The sequence below is a fragment of the Flavobacterium hankyongi genome (assembly GCF_036840915.1).
GTDB lineage: Bacteria > Bacteroidota > Bacteroidia > Flavobacteriales > Flavobacteriaceae > Flavobacterium > Flavobacterium hankyongi.
Window position 1 is genome coordinate 3,174,503 of record NZ_CP085725.1, and the last position, 26,564, is coordinate 3,201,066.

The window sequence follows — 26,564 nt, forward strand, 5'->3', positions numbered from 1 at the left end:
AGGCTCAATTAGGGCATAGTTTTAAAACGATTTCTTTGCTATTAGTTTCTTGATTAAAATTGATTTCTTCAAACTCCCTTTTCTTTGTTTTCTTGTTATAAAATCCATACCAGTGAAAATTAATGGTTTTATTATCAATGATTTTTACATAAGCTATTGGTTCGTCATTTATGTATTCTTTCCAATTTAAATCTCTTCCAAGGCTTCCGATATCTTCAGGTATTTTTTTTAATTTGTATGAAATGCCTTTTTCAGAATTATATCTTTTAAGTTCAACCATATCGATGTAAATCTGATTGTAAAGAACTGTCAAAGAAGCTTGCTTGTCCCTGATAGATAACTTTCCAACCCCGTTTTCACAATCAATTAACCAACGTCCGTTTGCTGAAAAGCTTTCAGCGGAATTATTAGCTTGTTTCTTTTGAGATGAAAGAGATGTAATGTATTTTTTAGAATTATAATTTATATCTTCTTCTTCTTTTGAAATTTTCTTTTCAAAAAGAAAAACCCATTTCTCGTTTTCTTTTTTATAAAATTTTTGAGTAAAAGGAAAGTTAATGGAATATTCGTCATTACTTTCAACAGTAATAAATTCTTTGGAGATATATGTTCCTATTATTGTAAAATCACTTTCTCTTTTTGTCTTTTCTTTTAAAATTAAATCAATCTTTTTCTTATCAGAAGGAGAATAATAATTAGTAGAATTTAATTCATCATATAAAAGTGTTATATCATTATTCTTTTCAAAATTATTGTAATAGTTATTGTTTTGTTCTTAAAGTGGAATATAATAAACGGCGAACTTTCCTTTGTTTTTTATTAATTCAGATGAAAAAATTAGTTTTTCATCTGAATTAAAATATAAGTTTTTTAATTTATAAAAATTATCTGTCAATGAGGATTCATTGCTTTTTTCCTTAGGTGATATTGTTTTTGGTTTTTCTTGTCCATTACAACTTACTATAAATAGTACAGTTAATAAATTAAGTAATAAGAGTTTTAATTTCATTATGGAATTTTTGAATATTCCGTAAATTTTATTTTTTTTCTAATTTGTAAGTTTTTGATTCTCCAACTGTTTCATCAATAAATGAGCTTTTAAGAATAAAATTTTGGTTATTATTTGTTATTGTAAAAAGTTTGCTTTTATCTTCTTTCATAGAAAATATTATTTTGTCTTTATCTATGCTTACTAATTGTAAATCTTTGGATATATTTTCAACATAACTCTCTAATTTAAAATTAGCCTTATTATCTTGAAATACTAAATAAATCATTCCCCAAGCGCGTGGATCTGCTGATTCTTCCTTTATTCTTAAAAAGTTGCATGAATATTTGCCTGTCCATTTTTTATATACATCTTGGTCTTCTTTGTTTTTAAATACTTTTGCAACTAACGTTTCCAGCCTAATGAATTGAGGTTTGTTCATTTTTGAAAGCTTCATGTTTGGTTGACTTGTTTTACCGCTCAAAAACACAAAAGGTAATTCTTTTTGACCTTCAGGTTCAGTATGATTATCATCTCTTTGAAAGTCATTATTCAAAGATACTTGAATCTCCTTTTTATGATTGACAATCAATTTTTCAATATCATTTGGGTAGGCCCACATATATTGACCAGGGTAACGACTGTCTTCTAAAATTGGATTAAAATAAAGAATTGGTTTTTGCTGTTTGTTTACTATGTCGTAAATCACATAATCTGCACCATCTTCATCGCCTTCTATTCTAACAGTTTCTTTTAAATTATCTTCATCTAAATTAACAAGCCATCTTTTTTTGATGCTTTCCCAAGGATAAGTAAATTCATAAAGTAGCTGATCATTTTTAAACCAAAATTCGGTCATTTTTATAGCATTTTCGTCTGAGGCTGTTATAATGGTTTCTTTTACTCCATCATCATCAATGTCTATTTCTCCTTGATTTTCTATTTTAAATCCTGAAGGAATTTGATATGATTTTTTTGAAGTCTCTTCTGTTGTTGATTTTTCTGAAATTGTACTTGTTGAAGCCTGATTTTCTTTGCAAGAAAGCTCTAATATAGCTAATGCTATAAAACAAAAAAATATTTTAAAGTTCATTTTTACTATCATGAAAGATGAATACTATGACTTTAAGAAGTGTTATTACTGATTAGTAATAAAGTTCTAGATGTATTTATTTGGTCGTTAATTTGGATTTGTTAATATAGCCTTTCTTTCCTGATTTTGTTTTAATTAGAAGCCAGTTACTTGTGTTGTCTAATACTTCCACTTTCTCACCAGTTAATATTTTTTCTATAATTTTAGATTCTTTAGTTTTGGATTCTCTTAAATTTGTATATCCATCAGAGTCATCTATTTTGTTATTAAAAAACTTTTCTTTTAAGAAAATTTCAATATCATTGATTTTAGATTTTTCACTTTCATAGAAGGTAGGATCGCCATTTTCATCTAACCCCTTGTTGTTTTTGTTGAGCTTTATCATTTTCAATGACTTATCTTTTGTTTCCTTTACATTTTGCATTTCAATTAAAGAAACAATAAAATGGTTGTTGACCAAAACTTTTATTGCATTATAATCTTCTTGTTTGATTGCTAAGGTCATTAAATCAACCATTTTGAAAACTTCAATCTTATATTTTTTTATAAAATAATTTAGCCAACTACTATCAATATAACCTTCGGAGTTAGAAAAAGTTTCATTATTTATTAGTATTGTTAAATTTTCTATATCAAAATCTTCAATTGAAGGATTTTGTTTTTCGAAAATTTCTAATTTTCTTTTAAATTCTTTAGTTTGATTGTTATTGTTTAAATCATTTGGAGTAAATTTTATGATTTCACTTTCTCTAAACAAATCAGAAAAACCTATTTTTTTTTCTTCCATTTTTTTATTTTTTATTTTTTTATCAGATCTCCATTCAACTAATGTTATTATCTCTCCAGTAATTGGATTATCTACACATATATCATTACAATTTTTCTTGTTTACATAAAAAGTGTAAAAAGACTCCCATCTAGATTTTCCATTAACTCCTGTTTTTACAACATAAAACTCTTTTCCATTAATTTTTTTAACCTCATCAATTATATAAGATACACCTCTGGTCTTATTTGAAATGGAATCAATATATTTCTGTTTTATTTTTATTTCATTTATCTCAGAGATTTTTTCAATTACTGTCTCTTTTGAATTACAATCATTAACTTTTTTATTTTGACCATTACAACTGGCTAAAAATAAAAAAATAAAAAAATAAGCGATTTTTTCTTTCATTTTTACTTTAATTTATTTAATAATTCAATATCCTTTTTAATTTCATCTTTTTCATTTTCAGTTTTAGCTTTACATAATTTACAATTATAAATTTTTTTATAATCACTTATCACACCTTCAAAAATTGTTTTAATGGATGTTTTGTAATTTGGATCTGTGGCATATGCTCCTAAACGGCCACTGTCTTGCATACCATTTAGAAAATCATCAATAGTTTTTTCATCATCTAAAATTGAATTATATGCATCATTGAAGTTTTTGTTTAAGAGTTCTAAATATCCTTCAAACCCTTTTTCAACGGTTGAAAAATTAGCAAATCCATCATTCATTTTTACAGCTTTTCCATTAATATACTCTGTTGTGTATAAATCAGATTGACCTAAATCTCCTTTGCCTTTTATATTCATTGGATTATTATTTGGCACTTTTAAATTAAAACTATTTTCTTGTCTTCTTTGTGCCACCATATATAAACCTTTAAATTTATTTGATTTTCCTTTCTGTTCAACCATCTTAATTGCAGCTTCACCAAATTCCTTGTAAAAATCCTCGCGACCATCTTTCTTTAAATCACATTTGCAGTCAGATATTTCTGGAAGTGAATCAACTAATACATAGACTCTTGTCTGATTATTATATTGTGAAGTAGAAACATTAACTTCACCAGTTGAATTATACCCTCTTCTACCATATACTCCAGTTAGTTCAGGAATAACTGTCTCTAAATAATTATTTAGCGCATGATATATAAATTTGTATTTTTCTTTGTTATTCCAATCACCCATTCTTGAGTCACAGCTTGGGTGATTAATTCCATTTTCTCCTCTTATACCTATACATCCAATTAATCCTTTTGATTTCCATGGGTCTATCGAAATAGATCCTCTATTGCCTAATGACATAGTGCCATTAGTTTCTTCTTTTGTATAATCTTTAATTTCGGAAAAATTAGTTTTGTTTTTATCTCTATTATCAACTATTCTATATCTATAGCTAGGTCTTCCTTTACTTTCTCCATATTGATATTTTAATTCATATAAATTTTTTAAGTCGTTTGGAGGAACTGGACCACCACTTAAATAATTTTTATTATTAGACAAAGTATGTCTTGCTACTTCTAAAATTGTGGTTTCAGCATTTTCAAAAGTCTTATTGGAAATATCTTGTTTTAATTTTTTTATTGCTTCACCATTTTTATTTCCCCTATATATATATGCTTTGTAAGTAGGATAAGCACTTGTATCTTTATCTATTTTTTTACAATAAATTTTTCCATCTTGTACATTTTCATTTTGACCATTAAAACCTCCCAAATCAGGATAAGATTCAATTTTTCCTTTCTTGCCAACCTTAATTTCACTTGAAATTATACTTGTTATATAAATAACTGCTTCTTCTCCATATTCCTTAACTGGATCAAATTTTTCTTGTTTAATCTTCGAATCACCAACTTTTGCTACAGTAGTACTCTCTGCAACTATAATTTCATTAGAGGTTACATCAGCCTTTAGACTCTTGCTTATAATGTGAGAAGGAACATTTAACACTTTTGCTTGAGCAAATAATTCTTGGTCATCACCTTCGCCAAATTCCATTCTTTCTCCTTCTTTCCGCATATCAGAATTCAGAGTTATGGACTCGTAAAAATGATTTCCAGTAATTGTAATATCCTTTACAAATAATTCATCGTTTGAGTCAGTATAGTCATGTTCATACAACCATAAGCGCACTTTTTTCCCTGTTAATCCACTTGAGTCTATATAAATCCTTATTTTTTTACCATAAGCACTTTTGGTAATTTTATTACCTTGTTCATCAGTAATGTAAATAGAGCTGATGCCAACAGGAGTAGAATTAGCGGGTGAATTTGGTTTTTGAGGGGCTTTTTTTGAACCCACTGGACCTTGGTAATCTGGAACAGCTGGTTTTGGCTTTGTTTTTTTATCTTTTAAATGATCTTCAGTTTCTTTTTTTCTCTCTGCATGAAAATCGGGGTTTAAAACATTTACATTGTCGCTTGCCTTTGATAACCCCGGAGCATAAGCCGTAGCATAATATTCGTGAGTGCTTCCTTCGTTTTTATCACCTTTGGCCAAATGAGCATTGGCTATTTTTTTGAAATCAGGTTTCAATAAAAATTGCTCAAACGCAACACCTTTGCTTCCTACTTTGGTTTTTTTATCTTTAATTATACAGTTGCCTTTATTTTCTGAACTATGTCCACCACCTTTAGCGTCATCTTCCCATAATGATATGTAGATGTATTCCCCTTTCATGCCCGTAGTTTCTACATGAACATTTACATAGTTTCCGTAGGCTAATGGCCCATTTATAGGCTTGTTGTTTACGTCACTTAGTTTAATATTCAGAATTTCTCTTTTTTCAGCGGGTTCAACACTTACAAGTTTAGCACTGGCATTGTTTAATTCGGGTTCGTGTAAGTAACCAACTACCTTATATTTATTCCCTGCAGCTTTTTCCTGAAATCTAATTTTTCCTTCTTCTTTCTCCAATACTTTTTCGGGAGCTGCACCATTTTTTAAATAATACAAATTCCACTTTACTTTGGTTTCATTGCGATCGGCTAGGGGAGTGCCGGCATACCATTCAGCGACTTTATAATTTTCCCAAACACCAACTTTGACTGTACTTTTCCCTTTAATCGATTTTACACCGCTCTTGTCTTTCTCTTCATTGTAAAAAGGAATTCTAAGATTGTCACCTGCTTTGATATCGAGCTTGTAGGTAGAAGGTCCAAAAAAACCATTGCCATATTTTGCCAACGGAATATTTGGGTTTGCCAGTACTAAATCACTTTCTAAAATACCATAGCGAAAACAAATAGTTTGCGTGGTTTCTCCTCTAGTAACAGTATGGCTTTTATAATCATTAAATTTTTTTGTCATGGCTTGTAAACGCGTAATAGGCTTAAAATCCAAAAGTAGCTTTTTTCTTTCAAATCAAAATAATTCTGCAAGATTTTATTTTGGTTAGTCAAAAGTCAAAATCCATAACCCATCGTCATCCTGATCTTGTCGAAGGACAAAACTTATAATTAGCTTCGCTCCGTTCGCCTTTGGCTCGGGTCATAACTCATAATTTATAACTAAAAAGAGCATCATTTCTGACACTCTTTTTTTGTTTTACAATGTGGCTTTGTGAGCAGTAACTCCGGTAATAAACAAATCGACTTCGGTGAGTTCTTTGTTAATACGTTCAAGATCCAGTTCTTTTTCCAGTAACGCTACAGATCCGTAGCTGTCCTTTCGGTTTTCTAACAGGAATTTCTTGTATTCCAGTCTGGTTTTTCGCTTGATCTCGTTTTCCTTTGTTGGCCCCGCTGGCAATACATCGATAACGGTTTGTACTGCCGAAATTTCGGCCAACACCCCTTGCAGTACCGCATCAATTTCTATCGAAGTACTACTGTAATTTGCCGTCATACGTTCCTCTGAGAATTTCTTGAAAGCCAAATCTGCTTTTTCTTTCTCTGCCCATGCTAATAACACATCGCAATCTGATGCTTGTGTAATCTTGTTAAATGAATACATACTTTTTTAGTTTTAAAATTATATGTAGGAAATATCAAACAAGATGCCGTTTCTTGGTGCCAAAAATCAATTTAGCAGAAGATTAACTATTTGTAAGAAAAAACATAAATTGTAGTTAAAAATTATACCAAATCATTGGGCTTGCCGTTCTCTCTGGATTTAATCTTTTGTTGCTGCGCTCGAGTGCAAATCCGCGCTATCGGGTTTTTCGTCAGTTCGAGTGATTTTTATGGAAAATCGCATCGAGAACAAGGAAAAACAATTTTCAAATCTGTTCTCGATACAAAATTCTTTCAGAATTTCACTCGAACTGACGATTTGGATTTTAGTGGAGAATTAATATTTAGAGGATTAAATTTAATATGCAGAAGAAATATCGAAACGTAGTTTAACTTCTTCATTACCTATTGTTTACATGCCTGTTTTAATATTGTTTGTATCTAAACAAGCAGAGGATGAATCTATCTAAAGACATTAATCATTTCAGACGACGTATTATGCGTTGGCTAACAAAAAGTGTAGGGAGTTCTAATAAAAAAATGCACTTTGATATTACTCCAGAAGCGGTTACAAGAGTTTTGATTTCAAGACCAAACAGTAGGCTAGGGAACATGTTGTTACTTTCTCCATTGCTTCAAGAAGTTAGTAAGGTTTTTCCAAATGCAAAAATAGATTTATTTGTAAGAGGAGGGTGGGTTCCTGTAGTTTATAAAAATTATGAAATGATTGAACAGGATATTCAATTGCCTAAAAAACCTTTTAAAGCCTTACTAAAATACATATGGGTTTGGATATCATTACGCCGTCATTACTATGATCTGGTTGTAAATGTAGATAAGCACTCTTCTTCTGGCCGACTTTCTGTAAAATTCAGTAGAGCGAAATATAAATTTTTTGGAGACGAAATTGATGATGCTCAATTGGATCAATCATGCCATATGGCTAAAAGCCCTGTGTATGCCTTTCGAAAATATATGGAAAGAAGTTTTTTTAATATTCCAAATGATGAGGTTTCTCCGCTGGATTTAAAATTAGATGCAGACGAGTTAGCGACTGGGAAAAAGTTGGTCGAATCAATTTCAGGAAATGCAACTTCTACCATTGCTATTTATACTTTTGCGACAGGCAGTAAATGCTATTCAGAAAGTTGGTGGGCCGATTTTTATTCAAAACTGAAAACTAACTTTCCGAATCATGCTATTGTTGAGGTGTTACCTTTTGAGAATGTTTCCCAAATTCAATTCCAGGCACCACATTATTATAGTAGGGATATTCGCGAAGTTGGGGCTTTTATTGCTAATACTGAAGTTTTCATCACGGCCGATTGCGGGATCATGCATGTTGCTAGTGCGACAGATACGCCAACGGTAGGGTTATTTTCTGTAACGAGTGTTGATAAATATGAGCCTTACAATCAAGGCAGTATGGCTTTTGACACCAATACTATTTCTACCGATGTTATAATCGATAGTATTAAAAATCTAATGGAAGTGGACACTGTTGAAGTATTTAGAAAAGTGGGTTAAGCTTTAGCAAGAAAGTTGTTATTCTAATTATCTTGTAATCCTATTGCCTACAAACTCGTCAAACAAAAGTTGCTCTTCCTGTTGTGCTGGAGTCATTTGAGAAAGATCTAAATCAGACATGCCTTGCGGAGAATAAAACCGCCATTTCCAAGTGGGTTTGTGTTTGATAAAATACACATCATTTCCGAATTCGTCATGTTCAAACACACCACAAAATAATCTGACTGTGATGTAGAATATTATGCTAATTGTAACTGCTATTTTATGTTTTTTGGTCATTTTAAGTTACTCTTAAGAATGCACGAATTCTTAAATCTGTTTGCATTTTTTGTCTTGTAATATTAATATTTTATTTTGAGTTTAAAAGAACGATAGACTTGTAATGTGTATTTATAATGAATTTAACTAGTTAGGAATTTGATGAAAAAGAAAAGGATGGACATTTGCGTCCATCCCTGTATTCCGAATGTCGTTGGAAACGTATTTTGTTTTGATTATTTCTAAACGTATTTTTATTTATATCACCTCTTTATAGTAATTGTGTTGGAGACACACCGTATTGCTTTTTAAAAGCAAAAGAAAAATGAGATAAGTCTTCAAAACCAACTTCAAGGTAAACATCTATAGGTTTTTTCTTTTTCTCAGCTAATTGATAATACGCTAATTCAAGTCTTTTATGGGTCAGCCACTTTTGAGGAGTTGTGCTGAAATGTTTTTTAAAATCCCGATTGAATGTTGACAAGCTACGACCTGTTAGGTAACCGAGTTTTTCTATAGGCATATTGAACATAAAATTCCGCTCCATGAAACTAATCAAATCTACCTTTCCGGGTTCATCAAAATTTGCTAAAATATTATCTACATTTTTATCAATTTCTCTTAAAATACTTATAGCTTCAGTAATTTTTAACGATGCGATGTTTTCAGGAAAATCACCTTCCAAATCAAAATAAGGGATCACTGAAGCTAAACAACTTTCTAATAATGGGTGATTGTTGAAACTGTATATTTTTTGTTCAACAGTATGTTTTTTATCAATCTCAATCTTCTCATAAAACTTTTTTAGACGTTCAGTTGATAAATGCATTACCACCGTTTTGTGAGGCATCCCATTTTTAGGATAATTTATTATTGTTGCCAAAAGGTTTCTGGGAATTAAAAAAATATCTCCTGTTTTAAAATAGAAAACGGTATCCGCCTGGATAATTTTTGTTTCCCCTGAGATGAACCAAATAAGCATATGGTCATCAAATATTAAATCTGATTTAAACAATTTGTCATCGTAGCTGGAAAGCTTAATATCTTTTGTCAAATATTTTGAAATATGTTCCATCTAGAAAAGTTATTTTGGTTAGACTAATTTAATAAAAAGAGGTTTTTAATCCCCTTTTTATTAAATAGATTGCCCACCATCAATTAAAAATTCAGAACCAGTGATAAACAAAGCTTCATCACTCAATAAATAGGTTATTAAACTGGCTACTTCGTATGGTTTTCCAAAACGCAATAAAGGAATACTGTTTATCATCTGACTTTCTATATTTTCATCAAGACCAAGTTTGTCCATGATTTCAGTAGCTACTGGACCAGGGCTTACTGCATTGACTCTTATTTTTCTTGGAGCCAATTCCACTGCTGCAATTTTCATAACAGCATTTAATGCGGCTTTACTTGCTGCATATACTGAAGCGTTTGGTGGAGAAATTGTTGCAGATGTTGAAGATAAAAATACCACCGAAGCGCCATCATTCAGAAAGGGGATAAACATGCTTAATGTAAAAAAAGCTCCTTTAAAGTTAATATCCATTATTTCATCAAACATATCTTCAGATGTTGATTCTATTGGAGCAACTTTAGTTATTCCAGCATTGATTAGCAACATATCTATTTTGCCAAATTGTTTATGAACTACCGATGCTAAATTACTGATGTCTTTGAGATTGGATTGGTCAGCTATCATTCCAACAACACCTAATTCTAAAGCAGCTTTTTCTATTGCTTCTTTTCTTCTTCCAGTTATAATAACCTTATCACCTTTTTCTTTAAGCTTTTTCGCTGTTGCATATCCAATTCCGCTATTACCACCTGTGATAACAGCGACTTTTTCATTAAATTTTTTCATTTTTAAAGAAGTTGTTGATTTAAGAAATTTGGAATTTTATACCTGTCATTTGTTCACTTAAATCCCATAATCTTTTTGCGTTTGATTCGTCCAAAGAGTAAAGTTCAACACCATGCGCTCCAGCACTATTCTCATTAGCTAATCTGGCAATGTCAACATCTTCACAATAGACTCCACCTATATTGTCAAGTGTGTTTGTTGTAGCACACCACACAGTTGTAGCAGCACCTTGGGGGATTGATTTTAATCTTGCTGCCACTTCAGGTAACATATTTCCATCAGCATCCAAGAAACCCATTTTTTGAAATAATTCTAACGAAGCTTCTCTACCTAATTCGGTTCCAGCAATTGAACCAGGGTGCAATGAATATGCTCTTACATTGAATGCTTTTGCACGATTGTCAAGCTCAAGGGAAAATAAATTGCTAGCCGTTTTTGATTGTCCGTAAGCCTGTAAGGTTTCGTATTCTCTGTCAAGGAAATTTGGGTCATCAAAATTGAAAGGAGCCATTTGATGACCAAGAGAAGATACGTTGATTACTCTGGCACCATTAGCCTTTTTAAGTGCAGGAAATAATCTTGCCGTTAAATGAAATTGTCCTAAATAATTGGTTGCCAATTGTGATTCAAAACCTCTGCTGTCTCTACGTAATGGTACCCACATAATACCAGCATTGTTTATAAGCAAGTGCAAAGGTCTGTTTGAAGCAAGAAATTTTTCTGCAAATGCATCTATAGAAGCTGGATTCATAATGTCCATTGTTTCTACTTCTACATTTTCAATACCTTCAAGATTTTTCTTGGCTTTTTCAACGTCTCTCGCTGGTACAATTACTGTTGCTCCAGCATTTGCAAGTGTTATAGTGGTTTCAAGACCAATGCCTGCATTTCCACCTGTTACAATAACAACTTTCCCTTTAAGGTCAATTCCTTTAATTACATCATTTGTTGTTGATGTTGCGTTAAATCCTGAACCTATTGGCTGTTGTAACGCTCCTTGATAATTAGTCTGTCTCATTTTATTTTTATTTAAAAGTTATGAGACAAAATTAGAAGCATGAGATGTGTTTAACTTTGTTTAAAAAGTCAAATTGTTTTGTTTAAAAAGTCATTCAAAAATGATTTTTGTTGAATGTATTTAATATTGTATTTTGAATATTTTTTTGAAATATTCTTATAAAAGAAAGTGGATAGACATGATTACGCATCCATTCCTGTATACTGAATGCCTTTGGAAACGGATGACATTTTTATTTTTTGTGTGCAAGGATTGTAAATCTGCACTATCGGAAGCGAATTGACAAAGAATTTGTTTAACAAATCAACAATAACCGATACTCTCCTTCATTTTCTATTGGTGCTCTATGAATACAAGGTAGTACTTGTTGGTTTGGATGATCTACAGCCAGTCTCCATAAGTGTCCTAAACCTAAGTTAATGGGTTCTGTACCCTCATGTGCCTGATAATGTAAGTCGAAGTAATTCTCCTTCAAAAAGTTTTCAAATTCTTCCTCAGGGCCATTATGTAGCTTTTTTAGCTTGGCGTGGATTTCTGGAATTAGAATTTTTTGTGTGGCTTGTGCATTAGAAATAATATCACTTGCTGCTCCATGATAAGTACATAAAAAAGTGTCTGTTGCAATGGGTGAACGATCCACATGAAACGAATACACATCAGTCGATATAAAATCAAATTCATCATCGCGCTCATAACACTTCAATAAATTAAGCGTTGGCGAAGCTCCAGCATTAGTTAATAATTGTAAATCATTTAAAATTATTTCACGTGCACTATTTCCTTTTTCGGTGAGATGAAGTGCGGTTAGATCTTGGGGAGTAACTACGGTTATATTTTCTTTCAGAGATAACTGAGAAACAATCTCTTTAAAATCCCCATTCAAATTCCTGTACCAACATAGCGCATTTGTTTCACCTTTGAAGTCAGTAGCTACAAGTGCAGCGAAACTGGATACGATCCCAATTTGGTTGCTGTCTGAAAATGAATGGTTCATAGTATAAAAGCGAATTTCTTTTTGCACTACAAAATTATAGGATACAAGTTGGTTATGGTAAATTTTTCATGATAAACTTTTTTTAACATGATTCTTGTTGGTATTGTCAAGGCATGGATTCCTTTGTTCTTCGACTTACCTCGCTCGCGTGTAAATCGTAGCAATCTGTGTGATTTAATAATCAATCGAAATTTACGTACAAATACCTATTGTAAGAAAATTCAGATATTTGTATATTGTTTGACTAAACAACTAAAAACGAAACAACTGTTATGTCACAAGCGCCTTTTGAAGATTCGTTCGCACAGACACTCCGAGAACGGATCAATAATTATTTTAAAGAAAATAATATTTCGGTAAAAGCGAACCGGAGCATGAAAATAAAAATGGTTACCGGTTTGTTATGGTGGTCACTTTCGTACCTGTTCATTTATTTATTTTCTTTTGATAAATTATCATTTTTCTTGTTGTATGTTTTTCACGGATGGGGACATATTTTCTTTTCTTTTAATGTGGGTCATGACGCCTTACATAACGCAATTTCCAAAAAAAACCGTATCAATAAATTGTGGGCTTACAGCTATGATCTTTTAGGTGTGAATACCTATATGTGGCGTTTCATGCACCATCAGGGGCATCATTCTTGCTTGAATGTTACCGATGAAGACATGTCGCTCGAAACGGCTGGTTTTTTTAGACTTTCAGACAAACAGAAATTAAAGCCTTATCATAAGTATCAACATTATTATGCTTTCATTATTTACGGTTTGTATTTGTTGTACTATGTTTTCTATAAAGATTTCAAATATTTTTTTATGAAAGAAAACATACATTTAAAGGGTGTCAAACATCCCGTATCTGAATGGATTATCCTTTTTGCTGGCAAAGCATTTTATCTTTTGTATATGCTTATCCTGCCATTAGTGTTACTGCCTTTTGGATGGGCTTTTATTGTTTTTACTTTTGTGTTCACTTTGTTCATGATTGGATTGGTGATGTCGTTTACTTTTCAGACTACCCATATAATCGATTCCACTTATTTTCCGAAGCACAACGACGAATATGAAAATTATGTATATCATGTTTTTGCAACCACTGCCGATTATTCGGTTGACAACAACTTGTCGAATTGGTTTTTTGGCGGATTAAACATTCATATCATTCACCATCTCCGTTCTGATATTTGTCATATTCATTATCAGAAACTCACCCGCATCATTAAAGAAGTTGCAGCCGAATATGGTGTACCCTACAGGGAAAACAAAACGGTTTACAGTGCGTTCAAGTCGCATATGACAGCCTTAAAATTATTGGGCAACGGTAGTTTGGATAGGGAAATAAGCACGAGCCTTAATTACGCACGGTTTATTAAGAGTTGATTGACTTCGACAGGCTCAGTCACCAAGTCAGTCACCTTTTTTTAAGATAGAAATTCCTAGTTGCGGCGGCTGAGCCTGTCGAAGTCACCGCTTTTGAGATGAAAAACTGATAGCTCGGAAATGTTTTCCGTGTTTATAATCTAATCTTAAAAAGCTACAGCATTATTTTTTAGCTTTTGTTTTTATCACTCAAAGTTTGGAGACTTTGCGCTCGAGTGTAAATCTTCCTTTACTTTTATTCAATAAAAAAGCCCTAAATGTATTATACATAAGGGCTTTCAACTAACCAAACTTAAAAAGTAAATGGAACTATGGGTGCCTTTTTAATTATCCATTACTTAAAATTTGGTAACTAGTATTATTTTGAATAACAGATTCAAACTATTTCAGTAAACTAAATTGTGAATAATACAAATGATTAATTATTTGATAAGAGTATTTTAAAAGTTTACTTTCTAATACAATCCTCTTATAAACTGATACTTCTTTTCAAACTTATTCTCTTCATTGTTTAATTCTTTAGATTTTGTAAGTCTTACGGCTACATTTTTTATTTTTATCATAAAATATATAGAAAGAAATACAAAGAATATAATCATTATTGCTAATACTTGTGTCATACCTAAAAGTTTTAATTGATTTCTATGTTTAAAATTAATTTTGATTGAAATATATTATTACAAAAACTATTGCAAAGACAATTATTGGTACCACATTAAATAGTTTTGACATATTAAATTTATTTGATTGTTAGAATATATTCAGATAATTGATCTAACTGTTCTTGATTTAATTGAGCTTCAAATCCCGGCATTTGGGGCGCATCTGGACGTTTTTTACCGGGTTTCTTAATCCAACTTTGTAATCCTGCTTTATTACCTTTATATATAGAAGCCATTTCAATAACTGGAGGTCCAACTAGTTTTACATCGGGTTTGTGACAGGCTGTACAGTTTTGTTTGAATACATTTTCTCCTTTTTGTGCTTCGGTTAAATTAGCAGTGCTTTCTTGAGCCTCTGCTTTTTTGTTTTTTGTAATAGCTTCTTTTTTGATTTGTTGGAATTGTTCAGTTTTTAATTTGACTAATGCTCTGTGTTTTTCTAATGCGTTAGCTCTGTATATTTGTCGACCCGACCCCATAAACACAACAGTAATTGTCATTAAAATCAATACTTTTTTAAAATCTTTATCAATAGTACTTTCATCACCTTGAATTCCTTTCCACATCATCCACATGGCAGGAAGAGCAAATGCAGCGCCTGTGAATATTACGGCTACTAAATTCCATCCCAATCCTTTAGAGGGTAATGTCAACAATACTAATGGGCCAATTAAAAACTGAATTACTGAAGCGACTAATGCTAATGAATATCCTTTTTTCTTTAATTCATATCGAGTGAATGTTGGAAAGATACTTTCAAATGGATAATTTTTTCTTCCCATATACCAATGCAAGAACAAGCCAGTAATTGAAAGTGAAGCAAAGATAAAATGGAAATATCTAGGGAAAACATTGGGCAAGATCATGGCACTGAAAAAACCTTTGACTAAAGCCCATTTTTCAGGGAAAAGCATCAAATTAATGTTCGTTAAAAATATGAATGGAATAAACAAAAAGATGATTACTGCAACCGCTAAAATTGAAATATGTACAGGCTTATTATTTTCTAATAATTTCCAAGTATACTTATGTAAGTATGTTAGTAAAAATGCTACTGTTACCAATGGAATAACAGCTATCCACATTAATCCTGTAAGTGCATTTGCAGAATAGAAATAGACTGTATAAAGCACATTAATACTTAATAATGGAGCTATTCCCATTACAACAGCGATACTTTTATTTACTGTGATTGTTGTGGCTATTTCATGGGCCAAAATATCATATTCTTTATTTTTTAATCCTTTTATTTGTGACCAAAGAGTAAGCAATGAACCTCCAAGCATAAGGTTTACAAACAGGATATGCACCAAAAATGAAATTACGAGTATGGTAACTAATAACCACTCAGGCAATGGTAATGGTAATGGCAAATCTTTGGGAACAGGTGTAACGCTTTGTAGTGCTATAAATAAACTATTAAACATACTAATTTGATTTATTGATTAAAGATGATGCTGAATTATTAGGGTTTACAGAAACACCTTCCTCTTGCGCTCCTTCCAAAACATCACCTGTTTGTTGCAAATATTTTATATAGGTAGCCAATGCTTCAGCTTCTTTTTCATTACCCGGAAATTCGGGCATAAAATTCCTTGCTGTATGCATATTTGGCATGTAAGCCGCCATTGAAGCAATATCAAATGGTTTTCCAGTACTTCCATACATTCTGTCAAAAACATATACAATACTATTTACTCCTTGAGCAGTATGGCAACGGCTACAAGCAATAGTAAATACATTTTTACCAGCTTCAATTTTATTTTCTTCTGTAACCTCATTTACTGAAGTGTAAGTAGCGTGCTTTAATATTCCGTCTTGCTTGTAAACTACATAATCATCTTCTAGTAATAGATTTGAATACATATATTGACCAATAACATAAGGCTTTCTTATAAACTCTCTTACTCTTTCAAAGAAACCTAAATAAGCAATAGCAATTACTACAGGAACAATAACCATATAAGGCTTCAAAAATTTAGTTTTATACACACCAATTATTCCAACAATTAATGTAAAACCGACTCCGCCAGCAACGAAATATTTTAATAAATCATAATATTGTGCAAAATCAATTGTACCAACAGCAGTACTCATATTTGCTGTCATTGCATCGGGCATTGCATTGTAATATATGTATGCGCCTATTAATGAAATTGGAGCCCAAAGCAATAACCACTTCGATGCATATTTTACTGCATTAAGTCGCAAATTACTTCCTGCTTTAGTAAATAGTGTAATCAATAGCATACCAAAAATTCCTGCCACTAACATTGCAGTTGGGGTTCTAAATAGTAATTGCGGTAGATAGATTGGATTAGTAAAACCATTCAATAAGCTTTTATTGGTTTCCCAATTACCAGGATCCATCATAAAGCCAAGAATTGAAACTATAATTGCCATAGTTACCCATGAAAAAACACTCAAATACCAACCGAAATTGATGTGTCTCATTTTTGCCTTTAGAGAGCTATTGCTATTTTTCCAAGTAAGGAAATAAACCATTATTAAGATAACTTCTGTAACAAAAACTAGCCATTCAATGAACCAAGCCCAATAAAAAACTCTTATCAAACTACCAATGGAAGCAGGGCTGACAAGTGCTACTGAAAACCAAATTCCCACTCCTGTCATAGCCCCTATAGTTGTTGTAATAATAAAAGCCACTTTCATTATTTTGTAAACCATATTATCCCATTCTAAATCGGTAATTTGATCTTTACCACTTCGAGATACTCCTCTTTGTTCTAACCAAGTAACAAAAGGCATAAACCCTACGGCTAAACCATGGTTGATAATAACGTGAAGAATGGCAATGATTGCAATAAGCATTCTATTATTTAGCCAATCTAAATGAAACATTGGGAAGTCCATAACAAGATAAGTTTTAATGGTACAAATTTCATTTAGTTCTGCTTTAAAAACTAAAAACAAAAAAGCAGGAAGTTTCGAAAAACGTTCCTGCTTGGTTTGAAAAAAGTGCCTTGTTTGTTGAAATTTACACTTGTTAATTTAGATTTTCAATTCTAAAGTTTTTATTTTTTTACTATTTTATTTTTGCTTTTTTGACCATCAATTGAAGTAACTTCAAGAATAAAAGTACCCTTTGATAAATTTGAAATATCCACTTTATTGGAAACCCTATTTAAAACCAGTTGTCCCATCATATTGTAAACAGCAACGTTTTTAATTTTTTTTGAGCTTTCGATATTGATGAAATCGGATGTTGGATTTGGATATAGTTTTATTTTTGTGTTAAAAGAATTATCGTCAATACTTAAACTATTATTTACAGTAAAAATATAATCTCTCGTTTCACCAGAACCAAAGGTGGTGCAGGCATTTGAATTACCTATATTGCTTCCGAAAGCTCTTGAACGAATTCTCATTTTTACCAAACCTGTATTAGAAGTATTTGAAACCGTAAAACTTGTAGTGTTTTGAGAATTCATATTGTTTACCAATTCTGTATATTCGGTTGCTTCAAAAATATTATTTTGGTTGTAATCCATCCAAATACCAACTACTGATTCTGATGATGTGAAAGTGTAAATATCATAGGCTTGACCTGCGTTTAATGTTGTGGTTTGAGGGTAAGCATGATAGTATTCTGTCGGTTGGGAATACGTATTGTGGTCAAATGTGGTTCCATTAATTTTAAATGTTATAAAAGAAGGTTCTAAACTACCGCCAAGATTATCATTACAAGTTGGAGTATATGCTATTTTTGTAAACTTTTGAATTCTATGATTTGCCATATCGGTCACATACAAATCACCGTTAGCAGAAATGAAATTTCCTCTTGGACTTTTAAATTGGTTTGGAGCACTTCCGTTGCCATTTCCACCAGCTACAATTGTACCTTGTGACTCACCTTCAACCCACATGTTTATTCTCCTTCCTGTGTATTCTGAAATCATCATTCTTCCGTTAGGCAACATAAAAATTCCATTTGGCGCTTTAAGTTGGTTAGGTTCTGTTCCTGAACCATTTCCACCAGCTACAGTAGTTGCATTGGTGTTTCCAGGTACAAATTTTTGAACTCTGTTGTTAACGTAATCAGTTACATATAGATTTTCATTTGCATCTACATAAATAGTTCCATTCACTGTTGGATTAGCTAATTGATTCGCAGCACTTCCAGACGTTCCTCCTGCAATATCAGCTCCAGAAGTTTCGCCCAAAATCCATTTTATAATTCGATTATTTCCTGCATCTACAATATAAAAAGCATTGTTTCGAAAATAAAATCCTCCAGGTTTGTTGAATTGGTTTAAAGCTGAGCCTTCACCATTTCCACCAGCAACAGTTGTTCCTGTAGTTGCACCAGCATCCCATTTTTGAATACGATTATTAAACGAATCCATTACATAGATGTTTTGGTTTTCATCGACCCAAACACAGGTTGGAGTATTTAATTGATTGGCATTTGCCCCAGCTCCATTACCACCAGCAACTGTCACACCTTCGCTTGCTCCACTTGTCCATTTTTGAATTCGGTGATTTTGTGTGTCGGTAATGTATAAATTGTTATTTGTATCAACGATTACCGAATATGGAAAATTTAGTTGATTTGTATTGCTTCCTGAACCATTTCCACCAGCTACAGTTATACCATTTGTATTCCATGCAAACTCAGAATATTGAGGAAAGCTAAGTGAGGAGATTAAGAGTGTTAGAAAATAAAGTTTTTTCATTTTGTCAGTATTTTAATTTTTTGCAAAATTACCTCATTAAAAAACCATGATTGTTTTGATATTCGCTACTTCTATTTTGCTTTTCAATTTTTTATCTATAATAAAACCAAGCAGGAAGTTTCGAAAACGTTCCTGCTTGGTTTCAAAATACAGCTTTGTTTTTTAATTATTTACACCTATTAATTTCGTTTTCAATCCTTGTATTTTACTTTTTAGCCAAATACATTTCAGGATTTTTCAAAAACTCATCTTTGCACATTTTAGCACAGAAACCATAAAGTTTTCCTTTATAATGTGTGGTATCACTAACTCCATATTTAGTAATATCCATTTTACAATAAAAATCTATTTTGTTATCGTATTTTAATTTGTTTAGTGGATTCTTTGGTTCAATAACGCTAGTAGTTTCTTTTACTACGTTAGCTTCTTTTTTGTTGCAACTGAATGTTATTACAATTAACAACAGATAGATTAGTTTTTTCATATTATACTTTTTTATTAATGATGGTCTTCGTTACTACATAATCCAATAATTTCATGAAAAACATCATGTAGCTTTGTCAATGCCATTGTAATTTCTTTGTCTGATTTTTTGCTTTTCACTAGTTTGTCTAGTTTTTTGCTATCGGTTTCTAGTTTCTTAACAGCAGCCACAACCTCTTTTGAATTAAACTCCGCAGGAATTATTGATTTTGCCAGTAAATTTGCTTTTTCAACCATTTCGCTAGAGCGTTTTTTAATTGGTTCTAAATTTCCTTCTTCACTTGGATGAAAGGTTTGCGACATCACTTTATGAAAATCTTTCAAGGCTTGCCAATCATCAAATTTACCTTTCTTTTTAGTAGTAGCTGTTTTGTAATAATTGCTCACTTCATTCCAGTTGATTACGTTCCAAATTGCATTAACATAATCAGCGCGTTTGTTTTGATATTTTAAATAATAGGCATGTTCCCAAACGTCAATCCCTAAAATTGGCATTCCTTTGTTTTCGGCTATATCCATCAACGGATTATCTTGATTCGCTGTTGTGCAAATGGCCAATTTTCCTTCTTGACCTACATACAACCAAACCCAACCCGAACCAAATCGTGAAGCTGCTGCTGCATTCACTTTTTCTTTTAATGTTTCTACACTTCCAAAAGTTTCATTAATTGCCTTTTCTAAATCGGCAGATGGCTTGGTGTTTTTTTCTGGAGTAAGAATTGACCAAAAGAATTCGTGGTTAAAATGTCCACCTGCATTGTTTCTTATGGCTGGACTTAATTTAGAAACATTAGCAAAAATCTCTGTAATTGTCATTTTTTCAGCATCTGTTCCAATGACTGCAGTATTTAAGTTTTTTACATAAGCTGCATGATGTTTGCTGTAATGGATTTCCATTGTTTGCGCATCAATAAATGGTTCTAAAGCATTGTAATTATAAGGCAATGGCTTTTGTGTAAACTGTGCTGATACTGAAACACAGATTAATAAGAGAACGGATAAAATTTGATTTTTTTTCATTGTTTTAAATGTTAATTGTTGTTTAATGGCTTGTGTCTTTTCTGAATTGTTCGGGCGTGACAAACGTTTGCTTTTTGAAAAAGGTTATAAAATAAGATACGTTTTCAAAACCTAAATCATGTGCTATTTCGTTGATTGATAAATTTGTATAATGCAATAAGCGTTGTGCTTCAATGGTAATTCTTTTTCTAACAATATCTCCAGCGGTTTTACTTACTTCATTTTTACAAATTTTGTTTAAATAATTTGGCGTGACATGTAATTTTTCGGCATAAAATGATGGCATTTTATGCGCTCTAAAATATTGCTCCACCAGTTTTTCAAACTCCTTTATTTTTTCATTTTTGCTATTGTGTGTTTTGTTACTAATTTGTGGATTGTAAATGCGTTCTAGTTGCACCAATAAAATGTTTAAATAAGAGCGTAATGCTTTTGTTTTGTCCTTAAGTATTGCGTTGTATTCATATTCAAACAATTCAAAAAATGTTTGTAAATGCTGTTTTTGATGAAAGTCTAAAGACATATAAGGCTTGCTGCCATTCTCAAAAAATGAAAAATCATTTAATGAATTATTGTTGTAACGCAACGAAAAAAAGGTTTCGGTAAAAGATATAATTTTGCCCGATGTATCGGGATGTAAATTTATTTTAGATATGCAATTGGGTTGAATAATAACAACTTTAGGGCAATTAAAGTAGATTTTATGATTATCAATTTCAATCTCACCATTGCAAGTATCTACAAACAAAATAGAATAAAAATCGTGTTTGTGCGATTCTTCAACAAATGGGAATTTGATATTAAATCTTTTTAATGAATCATAAAAGATATCATAATTACTTTTGCTAAAATCCTCCATATTGCAAATCGAGATAAGACTTGATTGCATATTTGGTGAGTTTTAAATTAATAATTATTGAAAATTATTAAACTAACTCGGGAGGGTTATCTACACAGAGAAGAAAAGAAGTATAATGACTGATTTGATATAAATTAGCTATCTTGTTAGAAGTAGTTATTGCGATTTTAATTAAAGTGAATACATCATGAGTTGGCGCAATAAAAAGAGTGTCTTTTTCAGTAATTGTTATATTTTTATTGTTTTCATTTTGCTCTTTATTCAACTCTTTAGTAAGAAAACATTGTCCTTTACAGGTTGGTATTTTATCAAATCTGTTGATACAAATATTTTTGGCTATGTAATCTCTATTTATATGAAAAGAGGATATGATCCAAAAACTTTTAGTAATTTGGAAAGTGAAAATAAAAAGTAAAAAAAGGACAATTACTTTTTTCATTAATCTATTCCTTCAATAATAATTTAATATCATTAATTAAACGTTTTGTTTCTTCAGGATTTGTTCCATCATAGACACCTCTAATATGTCTATTTTTATCGATTAATAATAGTCCTCCACCATGAACCAAACCACCAGGTTCATTTACGTCAGGATAAGCCGTAGTAAAATAGCTTTTAGTAGCAATATTGAAAATACTATCTTTATTCCCTGTAACAAAATGCCAGTTCTCATTTAATTTTAATGATGTTTTATAATCTTTCAATCTTTGTATACTATCTCTTTCTGGATCAATTGTATGTGATAAAAAATTAACTTTTGGATTGTTTTTATAAACCTCATAGACTTTATTGAGTTCAACATTCATCTTTGGACAAATTGTTGGGCATGAGAGAAATATAAAGTCGGCGACATAAATTTTATTTTTAAAAGTCTTGTTTGTGACAATCGTACTGTCTTGATTAATAAATGAAAAATCATTAATTTTTGGATATATAGTATCATTACCTTGTGTAATGGGATTTCCCAAATAAGGTAATTTTTTTGGTTCTCGAGAACATCCAAAAGTTATAAATAAAAATAAAAGCCAAATGATTTTTCTCATTTTGCAAATATAAGTATTTGTGTAGTTTTATACTATTTGTTTTTCTTTACTTATGGTTTAGTAGCAGAAGTCGTAGCCTAATTAATCAAATTGATGAAATAAATTAGTGCTACAGGAATAATTTAATTTATAAAAGTTACAACATTAGTTTTGTAGCTTTTGTTTTATCACTCAAAGTTAGGAGACTTTGCGCACGGATTACAAATCCGCCATCGGGTAAATAAACTGACTAGTTATAACTAAAAAGGGCATCATTCCTGATGCCCTTTTTTGGATTTACAATGTGGCTTTGTGTGCTGTAATTCCTGTGATAAACAAATCAACTTCAGTAAGTTCTTTGTTGATACGTTCAAGATCCAGCTCTTTTTCCAGTAAAGCTACAGAACCGTAACTGTCCTTTCTGTTTTCTAACAAAAATTTCTTGTACTCGAGTCTTACTTTTCTTTTTACTTCGTTCTCTTTAGTAGGGCCTTCTGGTAATACATCGATAACTGTTTGTACTGCCGAAATTTCGGCTAATACACCTTGCAATACCGCTTCAATTTCTACCGAAGTGCTACTGTAATTTGCTGTGATACGCTCTTCTGAGAATTTCTTGAAAGCTAAATCTGCTTTTTCTTTCTCTGCCCATGCTAATAACACATCGCAATCTGATGCTAGTGTAATCTTGTTAAATGAATACATATTTTTTAGTTTTAAAATTATATGTAAGAAATATCAAACAAGATGCCGATTTGTTTATGCCAAAATGAATTTAGCAGAAGATTAACTATTTGTAAGAAAAAACACAAATTACAGTTAAAAATTATACCAAATCATTGGGCTTGACGTTCTCTTTGGTTTGTGTTTGATAAAATACACATCGTCTCCAAATTTGTCATGCTCAAATACTCCGCAAAATAATTAGATAGTCATAGATTAGTTGACTTACTACTGATGTTAACTTCTTTTTAATGCTTACATTGAATTTTATTGAAGCCAACAGACAAAGCATTTGTTTAGCAGATTAACAACAATCGATACTCTCCTTCATTTTCTTTTGGTATTCTATGAATACAAGGTACTACTTGCTGGTTGGGATGATCTACAGCCAGTCTCCAAATGTGTCCATTACCTAAGTTAATAGGTGCTGCACCCTCATGAGCCTGATAATGTAAGTCGAAATAAATCTCTTTCAAAAAGTTTTCAAATTCTTCAGGAGGGCCATCGTGTAGTTTTTCTAGTTTTGCTCTAATTTCTGGAATTAGAACCTTTTGCGTGACTTGTGCATTAGGAATGATATCATTAGCCGCTCCATGATAGGTACATAAAAAAGTATCTGTGGCAATGGGTGAACGATCGACATGAAACGAATACACATCAGTCGATATGAAATCAAATTCATCATCGCGCTCATAACACTTCAATAAATTAAGCGTTGGCGAAGCGCCAAAATCACTTAATAATTGTAAATCATTTAAAATTATTTCACGAGCAAGATTCCCTTTTTTGGTTAGATTTAGTGCGGTTAGATCTTCGGGAGTAACTACGGTTATATTTTCTTTTAGGCGTAATAGGGAAACAATCTCTTTAAAATCGCCCTCTAAATTCCTGTGCAACATAGTGCATTTGTCTCTCCCTTGAAGTCAGTAGCTACAAGCGCAGAGAAATTGGATACTATCCCAATTTGGTTGCTGTATAAAAGGAAGGATTCATATTAGTAAAAAGCGAGTTTTTTTACGCTACAAAAATATACGCTACAAATCAGTTACAGCAAATGTAGCAGGATAAACTTTTCAACAAGATTCTTGTTAGTGTCAAGGCACGGATTACAAATCCGCACTATCAGGTTAATTTTATTCATCATATTTTAATTACAGTCTTTTAGTATGATTGTATCATTTTCAAAAATCAATCCAATATCTCCTTTTATCGTTTTTTCTATTTCTTCCTTACTCCATTTACGGTGTTCAATCTTGTAATTATTAAAACTTCTATTGGCATCAAAAAAACTAGTTAATATTTTGAAATCATATAGCCCATCTTCTTTTTTAATTGTTTTAAAAAAAACAAAATAATCTCTAAATTCTTTTTTTATTGAATAAAAGAATACTCTCTTCAATTGATTATTATCAATCTTCTTTTGTAGTTCATAATCATTAATTGTAGTATTAATATTTATGACTGAGGTCACTAAGGATTCTTTTTGAGATATGTATTCTATCTTATTTAAACATGTTTTTTTTTGACTCTTGACAACCAAAAAGAGTAATAATTATTAAAATGATAATAATATTTATCCTTATACCAACCATTCTTAATTTTCTTTTACCAATACAAATTCTTTTAAGTTATAAGTTAACGTTTCCTTATTTTCAAAATAAACATTAACCTTGCCTTTATTCAGTTGGCATTTTTTTGTTTGAAATTTTAAAAAATTAGATGGTAGGTCTTTCGCAAGTAAAATTTTATTATTTCTGTTATATAGGTATATAATATTATTTTTTAGAAAAGCACAAAAATCATTTTCTGAAGGTTCAACAATCTCAATCTCATATTCATTTATGTCAATTCTATTACCTTTATTATCTAAGTTACATAAAATTGAACTTCTATAATTAAACCCAGTTCCTTGAGATAAGACAATGTAGTCTTCGTGTTTAAATAGTATTTTAGGAATCATACCATTAGGGGAACTGCAATCGAAGCTAAAATTAAGAGTATCAATCACATTGTTTAATTTTATCTCAATACCGTATTGTTTTTCTTTTAAAGATATGTATTTCACATAGTCATTATCCTTAAAAATGGTATCTTTTACTGTCGTACAGTCATGAATATCAATTCCTTTTGTGACCTCACTATGTTTGACCTCTTTTGGATTGTCTTTATCATTCTGAATATTTTTTTTACATCCGATAAAGATGAAAACTATTGCTATAAAAGTGTACTTAATACTTACCATTGAAATTTATATTAGGTTTTACAATATCATATTGAATACAGGGTGAGAATCCACTATTTCTGCCATTGACTGTACTCGTACCAATGGCAAAATTTGTTGGGTTAGGGGCCCAAAATATGGTGCCTCCGTATGTGGCAGATGATGAATATAATGACATTCCTTTGTAATTGCCAGATGTAGCTAAATGAACACCTGCTGATAAACTATTTGTAGGGTTGTATTTGCTATATGCTGAATGACCAAGGAAAGTATTTAAATGATTAGTATTTATATTTAATCGTGCCGTTCTCGCTTTTATATGGTCAAAACCATTTTTTGCAAAATCAAAACCATCCCAACGTAATGCCCCATTTGAATAATCACGTCCTCCCATCACTGCATTCAAAGCTGCTTGCATTCCAGATTCAGCATTATTATTATATTTAGTAGAATTTCCTCCATTTCCATAACCATATATTCCTTCAGTTTGAAGTGTAGATGAAACAGTTTTTGTTTTTATAATTTGATAAATTAACTATTGTTGAAGCAATAGCAAAAGATTCTTTCCAATTTCCACTCGATTCTTCTGCAACTGTATTTGCTAGTTGATTTAAAACAGAATTTGAAACACTTAGTTCTTTTGCGTTTTTAAAAGAACCATCTGAATTAATACCATCCGCAAAATATGCTTTGTCATCATTCTTACCATCACTACCTAAATGATTCCCATTTTTATCATAATAATCTCCAGGAGGGGCAGCTTCAAAATTTTTCATCATTTTTGCATCAAAACCATCAGCGGTTTGCTGTCTGAAAAGGGAGGGTTCATAGTAGTAAAAAGCGAATTTCTTTTTTTGCTACAAAAATATACGAGACAAATAGTTTCAGCAAATATAGCAGGATAAACTTTTTCTAACAAGATTGTTGTTAGTGTCAAGGCACGGATTATAAATCCGCGCCATCGGGGTACTATCCCAATTTGGTTGCTGTATAAAAGGAAGGATTCATAATAGTAAAAAGCGAGTTTCT

The 26,564-nt window shown here is 31.5% G+C and carries 26 protein-coding genes and 2 pseudogenes; 2 read left to right on the top strand and 26 right to left on the bottom strand.

The genetic code is table 11. The features are described from left to right. Nucleotides 1-4: 4 nt before the first annotated feature. From LJY17_RS14430 to LJY17_RS14455, 6 genes are all read right to left on the bottom strand, one after another. Nucleotides 5-280, bottom strand: coding sequence for a hypothetical protein (locus tag LJY17_RS14430; RefSeq protein WP_264544513.1), 276 nt, complete (start codon nucleotides 278-280; stop codon nucleotides 5-7). A gap of 495 nt (nucleotides 281-775) precedes the next feature. Next, nucleotides 776-1,009, bottom strand: coding sequence for a hypothetical protein (locus LJY17_RS14435; RefSeq protein WP_264544514.1), 234 nt, complete (start codon nucleotides 1,007-1,009; stop codon nucleotides 776-778). A 28-nt stretch (nucleotides 1,010-1,037) separates the two neighbouring features. Beyond that, nucleotides 1,038-2,081: a hypothetical protein gene (locus tag LJY17_RS14440; RefSeq protein WP_264544515.1), complete on the bottom strand. Its 1,044-nt coding sequence runs from the start codon at nucleotides 2,079-2,081 to the stop codon at nucleotides 1,038-1,040. A 76-nt stretch (nucleotides 2,082-2,157) separates the two neighbouring features. Continuing rightward, nucleotides 2,158-3,258, bottom strand: coding sequence for an SH3 domain-containing protein (locus LJY17_RS14445; protein ID WP_264544516.1), 1,101 nt, complete (start codon nucleotides 3,256-3,258; stop codon nucleotides 2,158-2,160). Nucleotides 3,259-3,260: 2 nt separating this feature from the next. After that, nucleotides 3,261-6,164, bottom strand: coding sequence for a glucosaminidase domain-containing protein (locus tag LJY17_RS14450; protein WP_264544517.1), 2,904 nt, complete (start codon nucleotides 6,162-6,164; stop codon nucleotides 3,261-3,263). 237 nt (nucleotides 6,165-6,401) lie between these two features. After that, on the bottom strand, nucleotides 6,402-6,809 hold the full coding sequence (locus LJY17_RS14455) for a hypothetical protein (RefSeq protein WP_264544518.1): 408 nt from the start codon (nucleotides 6,807-6,809) through the stop codon (nucleotides 6,402-6,404). 455 nt (nucleotides 6,810-7,264) lie between these two features. Between LJY17_RS14455 and LJY17_RS14460 the strand changes: the two genes are divergently transcribed. Then, nucleotides 7,265-8,335: a glycosyltransferase family 9 protein gene (locus LJY17_RS14460; protein WP_264544519.1), complete on the top strand. Its 1,071-nt coding sequence runs from the start codon at nucleotides 7,265-7,267 to the stop codon at nucleotides 8,333-8,335. A gap of 27 nt (nucleotides 8,336-8,362) precedes the next feature. Here the strand turns inward: LJY17_RS14460 and LJY17_RS14465 are convergent, their stop codons facing one another. The 5 genes from LJY17_RS14465 to LJY17_RS14485 form a co-directional block, all read right to left on the bottom strand. Next, nucleotides 8,363-8,614 (bottom strand): hypothetical protein, encoded by a 252-nt coding sequence (locus LJY17_RS14465; protein ID WP_264544520.1) that lies wholly within the window; start codon nucleotides 8,612-8,614, stop codon nucleotides 8,363-8,365. Nucleotides 8,615-8,864: 250 nt separating this feature from the next. Continuing rightward, the gene (locus tag LJY17_RS14470; protein ID WP_264544521.1) at nucleotides 8,865-9,668 is read right to left on the bottom strand and encodes a helix-turn-helix domain-containing protein; all 804 of its coding nucleotides are present in this window, start codon (nucleotides 9,666-9,668) and stop codon (nucleotides 8,865-8,867) included. Nucleotides 9,669-9,728: 60 nt separating this feature from the next. Beyond that, on the bottom strand, nucleotides 9,729-10,457 hold the full coding sequence (locus LJY17_RS14475; protein ID WP_264544522.1) for an SDR family oxidoreductase: 729 nt from the start codon (nucleotides 10,455-10,457) through the stop codon (nucleotides 9,729-9,731). A gap of 19 nt (nucleotides 10,458-10,476) precedes the next feature. Continuing rightward, complete coding sequence (locus LJY17_RS14480; RefSeq protein ID WP_264544523.1) at nucleotides 10,477-11,475, bottom strand: SDR family NAD(P)-dependent oxidoreductase; 999 nt, start codon at nucleotides 11,473-11,475, stop codon at nucleotides 10,477-10,479. 295 nt (nucleotides 11,476-11,770) lie between these two features. Continuing rightward, nucleotides 11,771-12,469 carry a DUF1826 domain-containing protein gene (locus LJY17_RS14485; protein ID WP_264544524.1) on the bottom strand — a complete coding sequence of 233 codons (699 nt, stop codon included), beginning with the start codon at nucleotides 12,467-12,469 and terminating at the stop codon, nucleotides 11,771-11,773. A gap of 272 nt (nucleotides 12,470-12,741) precedes the next feature. Between LJY17_RS14485 and LJY17_RS14490 the strand changes: the two genes are divergently transcribed. Continuing rightward, nucleotides 12,742-13,848, top strand: coding sequence for a fatty acid desaturase family protein (locus LJY17_RS14490; protein WP_264544525.1), 1,107 nt, complete (start codon nucleotides 12,742-12,744; stop codon nucleotides 13,846-13,848). Between the two features lie 455 nt (nucleotides 13,849-14,303). Here the strand turns inward: LJY17_RS14490 and LJY17_RS14495 are convergent, their stop codons facing one another. The 15 genes and pseudogenes from LJY17_RS14495 to LJY17_RS14565 all read right to left on the bottom strand — a co-directional run bounded on the left by LJY17_RS14495 (nucleotide 14,304) and on the right by LJY17_RS14565 (nucleotide 26,314). Then, nucleotides 14,304-14,468 (bottom strand): hypothetical protein, encoded by a 165-nt coding sequence (locus LJY17_RS14495; RefSeq protein WP_264544526.1) that lies wholly within the window; start codon nucleotides 14,466-14,468, stop codon nucleotides 14,304-14,306. Between the two features lie 119 nt (nucleotides 14,469-14,587). Further along, on the bottom strand, nucleotides 14,588-15,937 hold the full coding sequence (locus LJY17_RS14500) for a c-type cytochrome (RefSeq protein WP_264544527.1): 1,350 nt from the start codon (nucleotides 15,935-15,937) through the stop codon (nucleotides 14,588-14,590). Nucleotide 15,938: 1 nt separating this feature from the next. After that, nucleotides 15,939-17,384 (bottom strand): c-type cytochrome, encoded by a 1,446-nt coding sequence (locus LJY17_RS14505; protein WP_264544528.1) that lies wholly within the window; start codon nucleotides 17,382-17,384, stop codon nucleotides 15,939-15,941. A 161-nt stretch (nucleotides 17,385-17,545) separates the two neighbouring features. Beyond that, complete coding sequence (locus LJY17_RS14510; RefSeq protein WP_264544529.1) at nucleotides 17,546-19,207, bottom strand: GEVED domain-containing protein; 1,662 nt, start codon at nucleotides 19,205-19,207, stop codon at nucleotides 17,546-17,548. A 205-nt stretch (nucleotides 19,208-19,412) separates the two neighbouring features. After that, nucleotides 19,413-19,691, bottom strand: coding sequence for a YHS domain-containing protein (locus LJY17_RS14515; protein WP_264544530.1), 279 nt, complete (start codon nucleotides 19,689-19,691; stop codon nucleotides 19,413-19,415). Between the two features lie 350 nt (nucleotides 19,692-20,041). Further along, nucleotides 20,042-20,710, bottom strand: a pseudogene (locus LJY17_RS14520) (superoxide dismutase); the annotation flags it as partial. Nucleotides 20,711-20,732: 22 nt separating this feature from the next. Next, nucleotides 20,733-21,599: a helix-turn-helix domain-containing protein gene (locus LJY17_RS14525; RefSeq protein WP_264544531.1), complete on the bottom strand. Its 867-nt coding sequence runs from the start codon at nucleotides 21,597-21,599 to the stop codon at nucleotides 20,733-20,735. Between the two features lie 37 nt (nucleotides 21,600-21,636). Continuing rightward, complete coding sequence (locus LJY17_RS14530; protein ID WP_264544532.1) at nucleotides 21,637-22,008, bottom strand: hypothetical protein; 372 nt, start codon at nucleotides 22,006-22,008, stop codon at nucleotides 21,637-21,639. 4 nt (nucleotides 22,009-22,012) lie between these two features. Continuing rightward, nucleotides 22,013-22,612, bottom strand: a complete 600-nt coding sequence (locus tag LJY17_RS14535) for an SCO family protein (RefSeq protein WP_264544533.1) — start codon at nucleotides 22,610-22,612, stop codon at nucleotides 22,013-22,015. A gap of 276 nt (nucleotides 22,613-22,888) precedes the next feature. Continuing rightward, complete coding sequence (locus tag LJY17_RS14540; protein ID WP_264544534.1) at nucleotides 22,889-23,296, bottom strand: hypothetical protein; 408 nt, start codon at nucleotides 23,294-23,296, stop codon at nucleotides 22,889-22,891. Between the two features lie 314 nt (nucleotides 23,297-23,610). Next, a pseudogene (locus LJY17_RS14545) lies at nucleotides 23,611-24,278 on the bottom strand (DUF1826 domain-containing protein). 183 nt (nucleotides 24,279-24,461) lie between these two features. Next, nucleotides 24,462-24,785, bottom strand: a complete 324-nt coding sequence (locus LJY17_RS14550) for a hypothetical protein (RefSeq protein ID WP_264544535.1) — start codon at nucleotides 24,783-24,785, stop codon at nucleotides 24,462-24,464. A 123-nt stretch (nucleotides 24,786-24,908) separates the two neighbouring features. Then, the gene (locus tag LJY17_RS14555; protein ID WP_264544536.1) at nucleotides 24,909-25,556 is read right to left on the bottom strand and encodes a hypothetical protein; all 648 of its coding nucleotides are present in this window, start codon (nucleotides 25,554-25,556) and stop codon (nucleotides 24,909-24,911) included. Next, nucleotides 25,543-25,953, bottom strand: a complete 411-nt coding sequence (locus tag LJY17_RS14560) for a hypothetical protein (RefSeq protein ID WP_264544537.1) — start codon at nucleotides 25,951-25,953, stop codon at nucleotides 25,543-25,545. The genes LJY17_RS14555 and LJY17_RS14560 overlap by 14 nt, the downstream gene beginning before the upstream one ends. A gap of 64 nt (nucleotides 25,954-26,017) precedes the next feature. Further along, a complete protein-coding gene (locus LJY17_RS14565; protein ID WP_264544538.1) occupies nucleotides 26,018-26,314 on the bottom strand; it encodes a hypothetical protein in 297 nt (98 codons plus the stop codon). Nucleotides 26,315-26,564: the final 250 nt, after the last annotated feature.

What these genes read in the sequence shown, in the direction of transcription:
- LJY17_RS14465 (WP_264544520.1), bottom strand. Translation starts at nt 8,614, where the DNA reads ATGACCAAAAAACATAAAATAGCAGTTACAATTAGCATAATATTCTAC.
- LJY17_RS14435 (WP_264544514.1), bottom strand. Translation starts at nt 1,009, where the DNA reads ATGAAATTAAAACTCTTATTACTTAATTTATTAACTGTACTATTTATA.
- LJY17_RS14500 (WP_264544527.1), bottom strand. Translation starts at nt 15,937, where the DNA reads ATGTTTAATAGTTTATTTATAGCACTACAAAGCGTTACACCTGTTCCC.
- LJY17_RS14505 (WP_264544528.1), bottom strand. Translation starts at nt 17,384, where the DNA reads ATGGACTTCCCAATGTTTCATTTAGATTGGCTAAATAATAGAATGCTT.
- LJY17_RS14535 (WP_264544533.1), bottom strand. Translation starts at nt 22,612, where the DNA reads ATGAGAAAAATCATTTGGCTTTTATTTTTATTTATAACTTTTGGATGT.
- LJY17_RS14445 (WP_264544516.1), bottom strand. Translation starts at nt 3,258, where the DNA reads ATGAAAGAAAAAATCGCTTATTTTTTTATTTTTTTATTTTTAGCCAGT.
- LJY17_RS14530 (WP_264544532.1), bottom strand. Translation starts at nt 22,008, where the DNA reads ATGAAAAAAGTAATTGTCCTTTTTTTACTTTTTATTTTCACTTTCCAA.
- LJY17_RS14560 (WP_264544537.1), bottom strand. Translation starts at nt 25,953, where the DNA reads ATGCAAGCAGCTTTGAATGCAGTGATGGGAGGACGTGATTATTCAAAT.
- LJY17_RS14555 (WP_264544536.1), bottom strand. Translation starts at nt 25,556, where the DNA reads ATGGTAAGTATTAAGTACACTTTTATAGCAATAGTTTTCATCTTTATC.
- LJY17_RS14430 (WP_264544513.1), bottom strand. Translation starts at nt 280, where the DNA reads ATGGTTGAACTTAAAAGATATAATTCTGAAAAAGGCATTTCATACAAA.
- LJY17_RS14495 (WP_264544526.1), bottom strand. Translation starts at nt 14,468, where the DNA reads ATGACACAAGTATTAGCAATAATGATTATATTCTTTGTATTTCTTTCT.
- LJY17_RS14565 (WP_264544538.1), bottom strand. Translation starts at nt 26,314, where the DNA reads ATGATGAAAAATTTTGAAGCTGCCCCTCCTGGAGATTATTATGATAAA.
- LJY17_RS14525 (WP_264544531.1), bottom strand. Translation starts at nt 21,599, where the DNA reads ATGCAATCAAGTCTTATCTCGATTTGCAATATGGAGGATTTTAGCAAA.
- LJY17_RS14485 (WP_264544524.1), bottom strand. Translation starts at nt 12,469, where the DNA reads ATGAACCATTCATTTTCAGACAGCAACCAAATTGGGATCGTATCCAGT.
- LJY17_RS14440 (WP_264544515.1), bottom strand. Translation starts at nt 2,081, where the DNA reads ATGAACTTTAAAATATTTTTTTGTTTTATAGCATTAGCTATATTAGAG.
- LJY17_RS14475 (WP_264544522.1), bottom strand. Translation starts at nt 10,457, where the DNA reads ATGAAAAAATTTAATGAAAAAGTCGCTGTTATCACAGGTGGTAATAGC.
- LJY17_RS14470 (WP_264544521.1), bottom strand. Translation starts at nt 9,668, where the DNA reads ATGGAACATATTTCAAAATATTTGACAAAAGATATTAAGCTTTCCAGC.
- LJY17_RS14450 (WP_264544517.1), bottom strand. Translation starts at nt 6,164, where the DNA reads ATGACAAAAAAATTTAATGATTATAAAAGCCATACTGTTACTAGAGGA.
- LJY17_RS14510 (WP_264544529.1), bottom strand. Translation starts at nt 19,207, where the DNA reads ATGAAAAAACTTTATTTTCTAACACTCTTAATCTCCTCACTTAGCTTT.
- LJY17_RS14455 (WP_264544518.1), bottom strand. Translation starts at nt 6,809, where the DNA reads ATGTATTCATTTAACAAGATTACACAAGCATCAGATTGCGATGTGTTA.
- LJY17_RS14460 (WP_264544519.1), top strand. Translation starts at nt 7,265, where the DNA reads ATGAATCTATCTAAAGACATTAATCATTTCAGACGACGTATTATGCGT.
- LJY17_RS14480 (WP_264544523.1), bottom strand. Translation starts at nt 11,475, where the DNA reads ATGAGACAGACTAATTATCAAGGAGCGTTACAACAGCCAATAGGTTCA.
- LJY17_RS14490 (WP_264544525.1), top strand. Translation starts at nt 12,742, where the DNA reads ATGTCACAAGCGCCTTTTGAAGATTCGTTCGCACAGACACTCCGAGAA.
- LJY17_RS14515 (WP_264544530.1), bottom strand. Translation starts at nt 19,691, where the DNA reads ATGAAAAAACTAATCTATCTGTTGTTAATTGTAATAACATTCAGTTGC.
- LJY17_RS14540 (WP_264544534.1), bottom strand. Translation starts at nt 23,296, where the DNA reads ATGTATTCATTTAACAAGATTACACTAGCATCAGATTGCGATGTGTTA.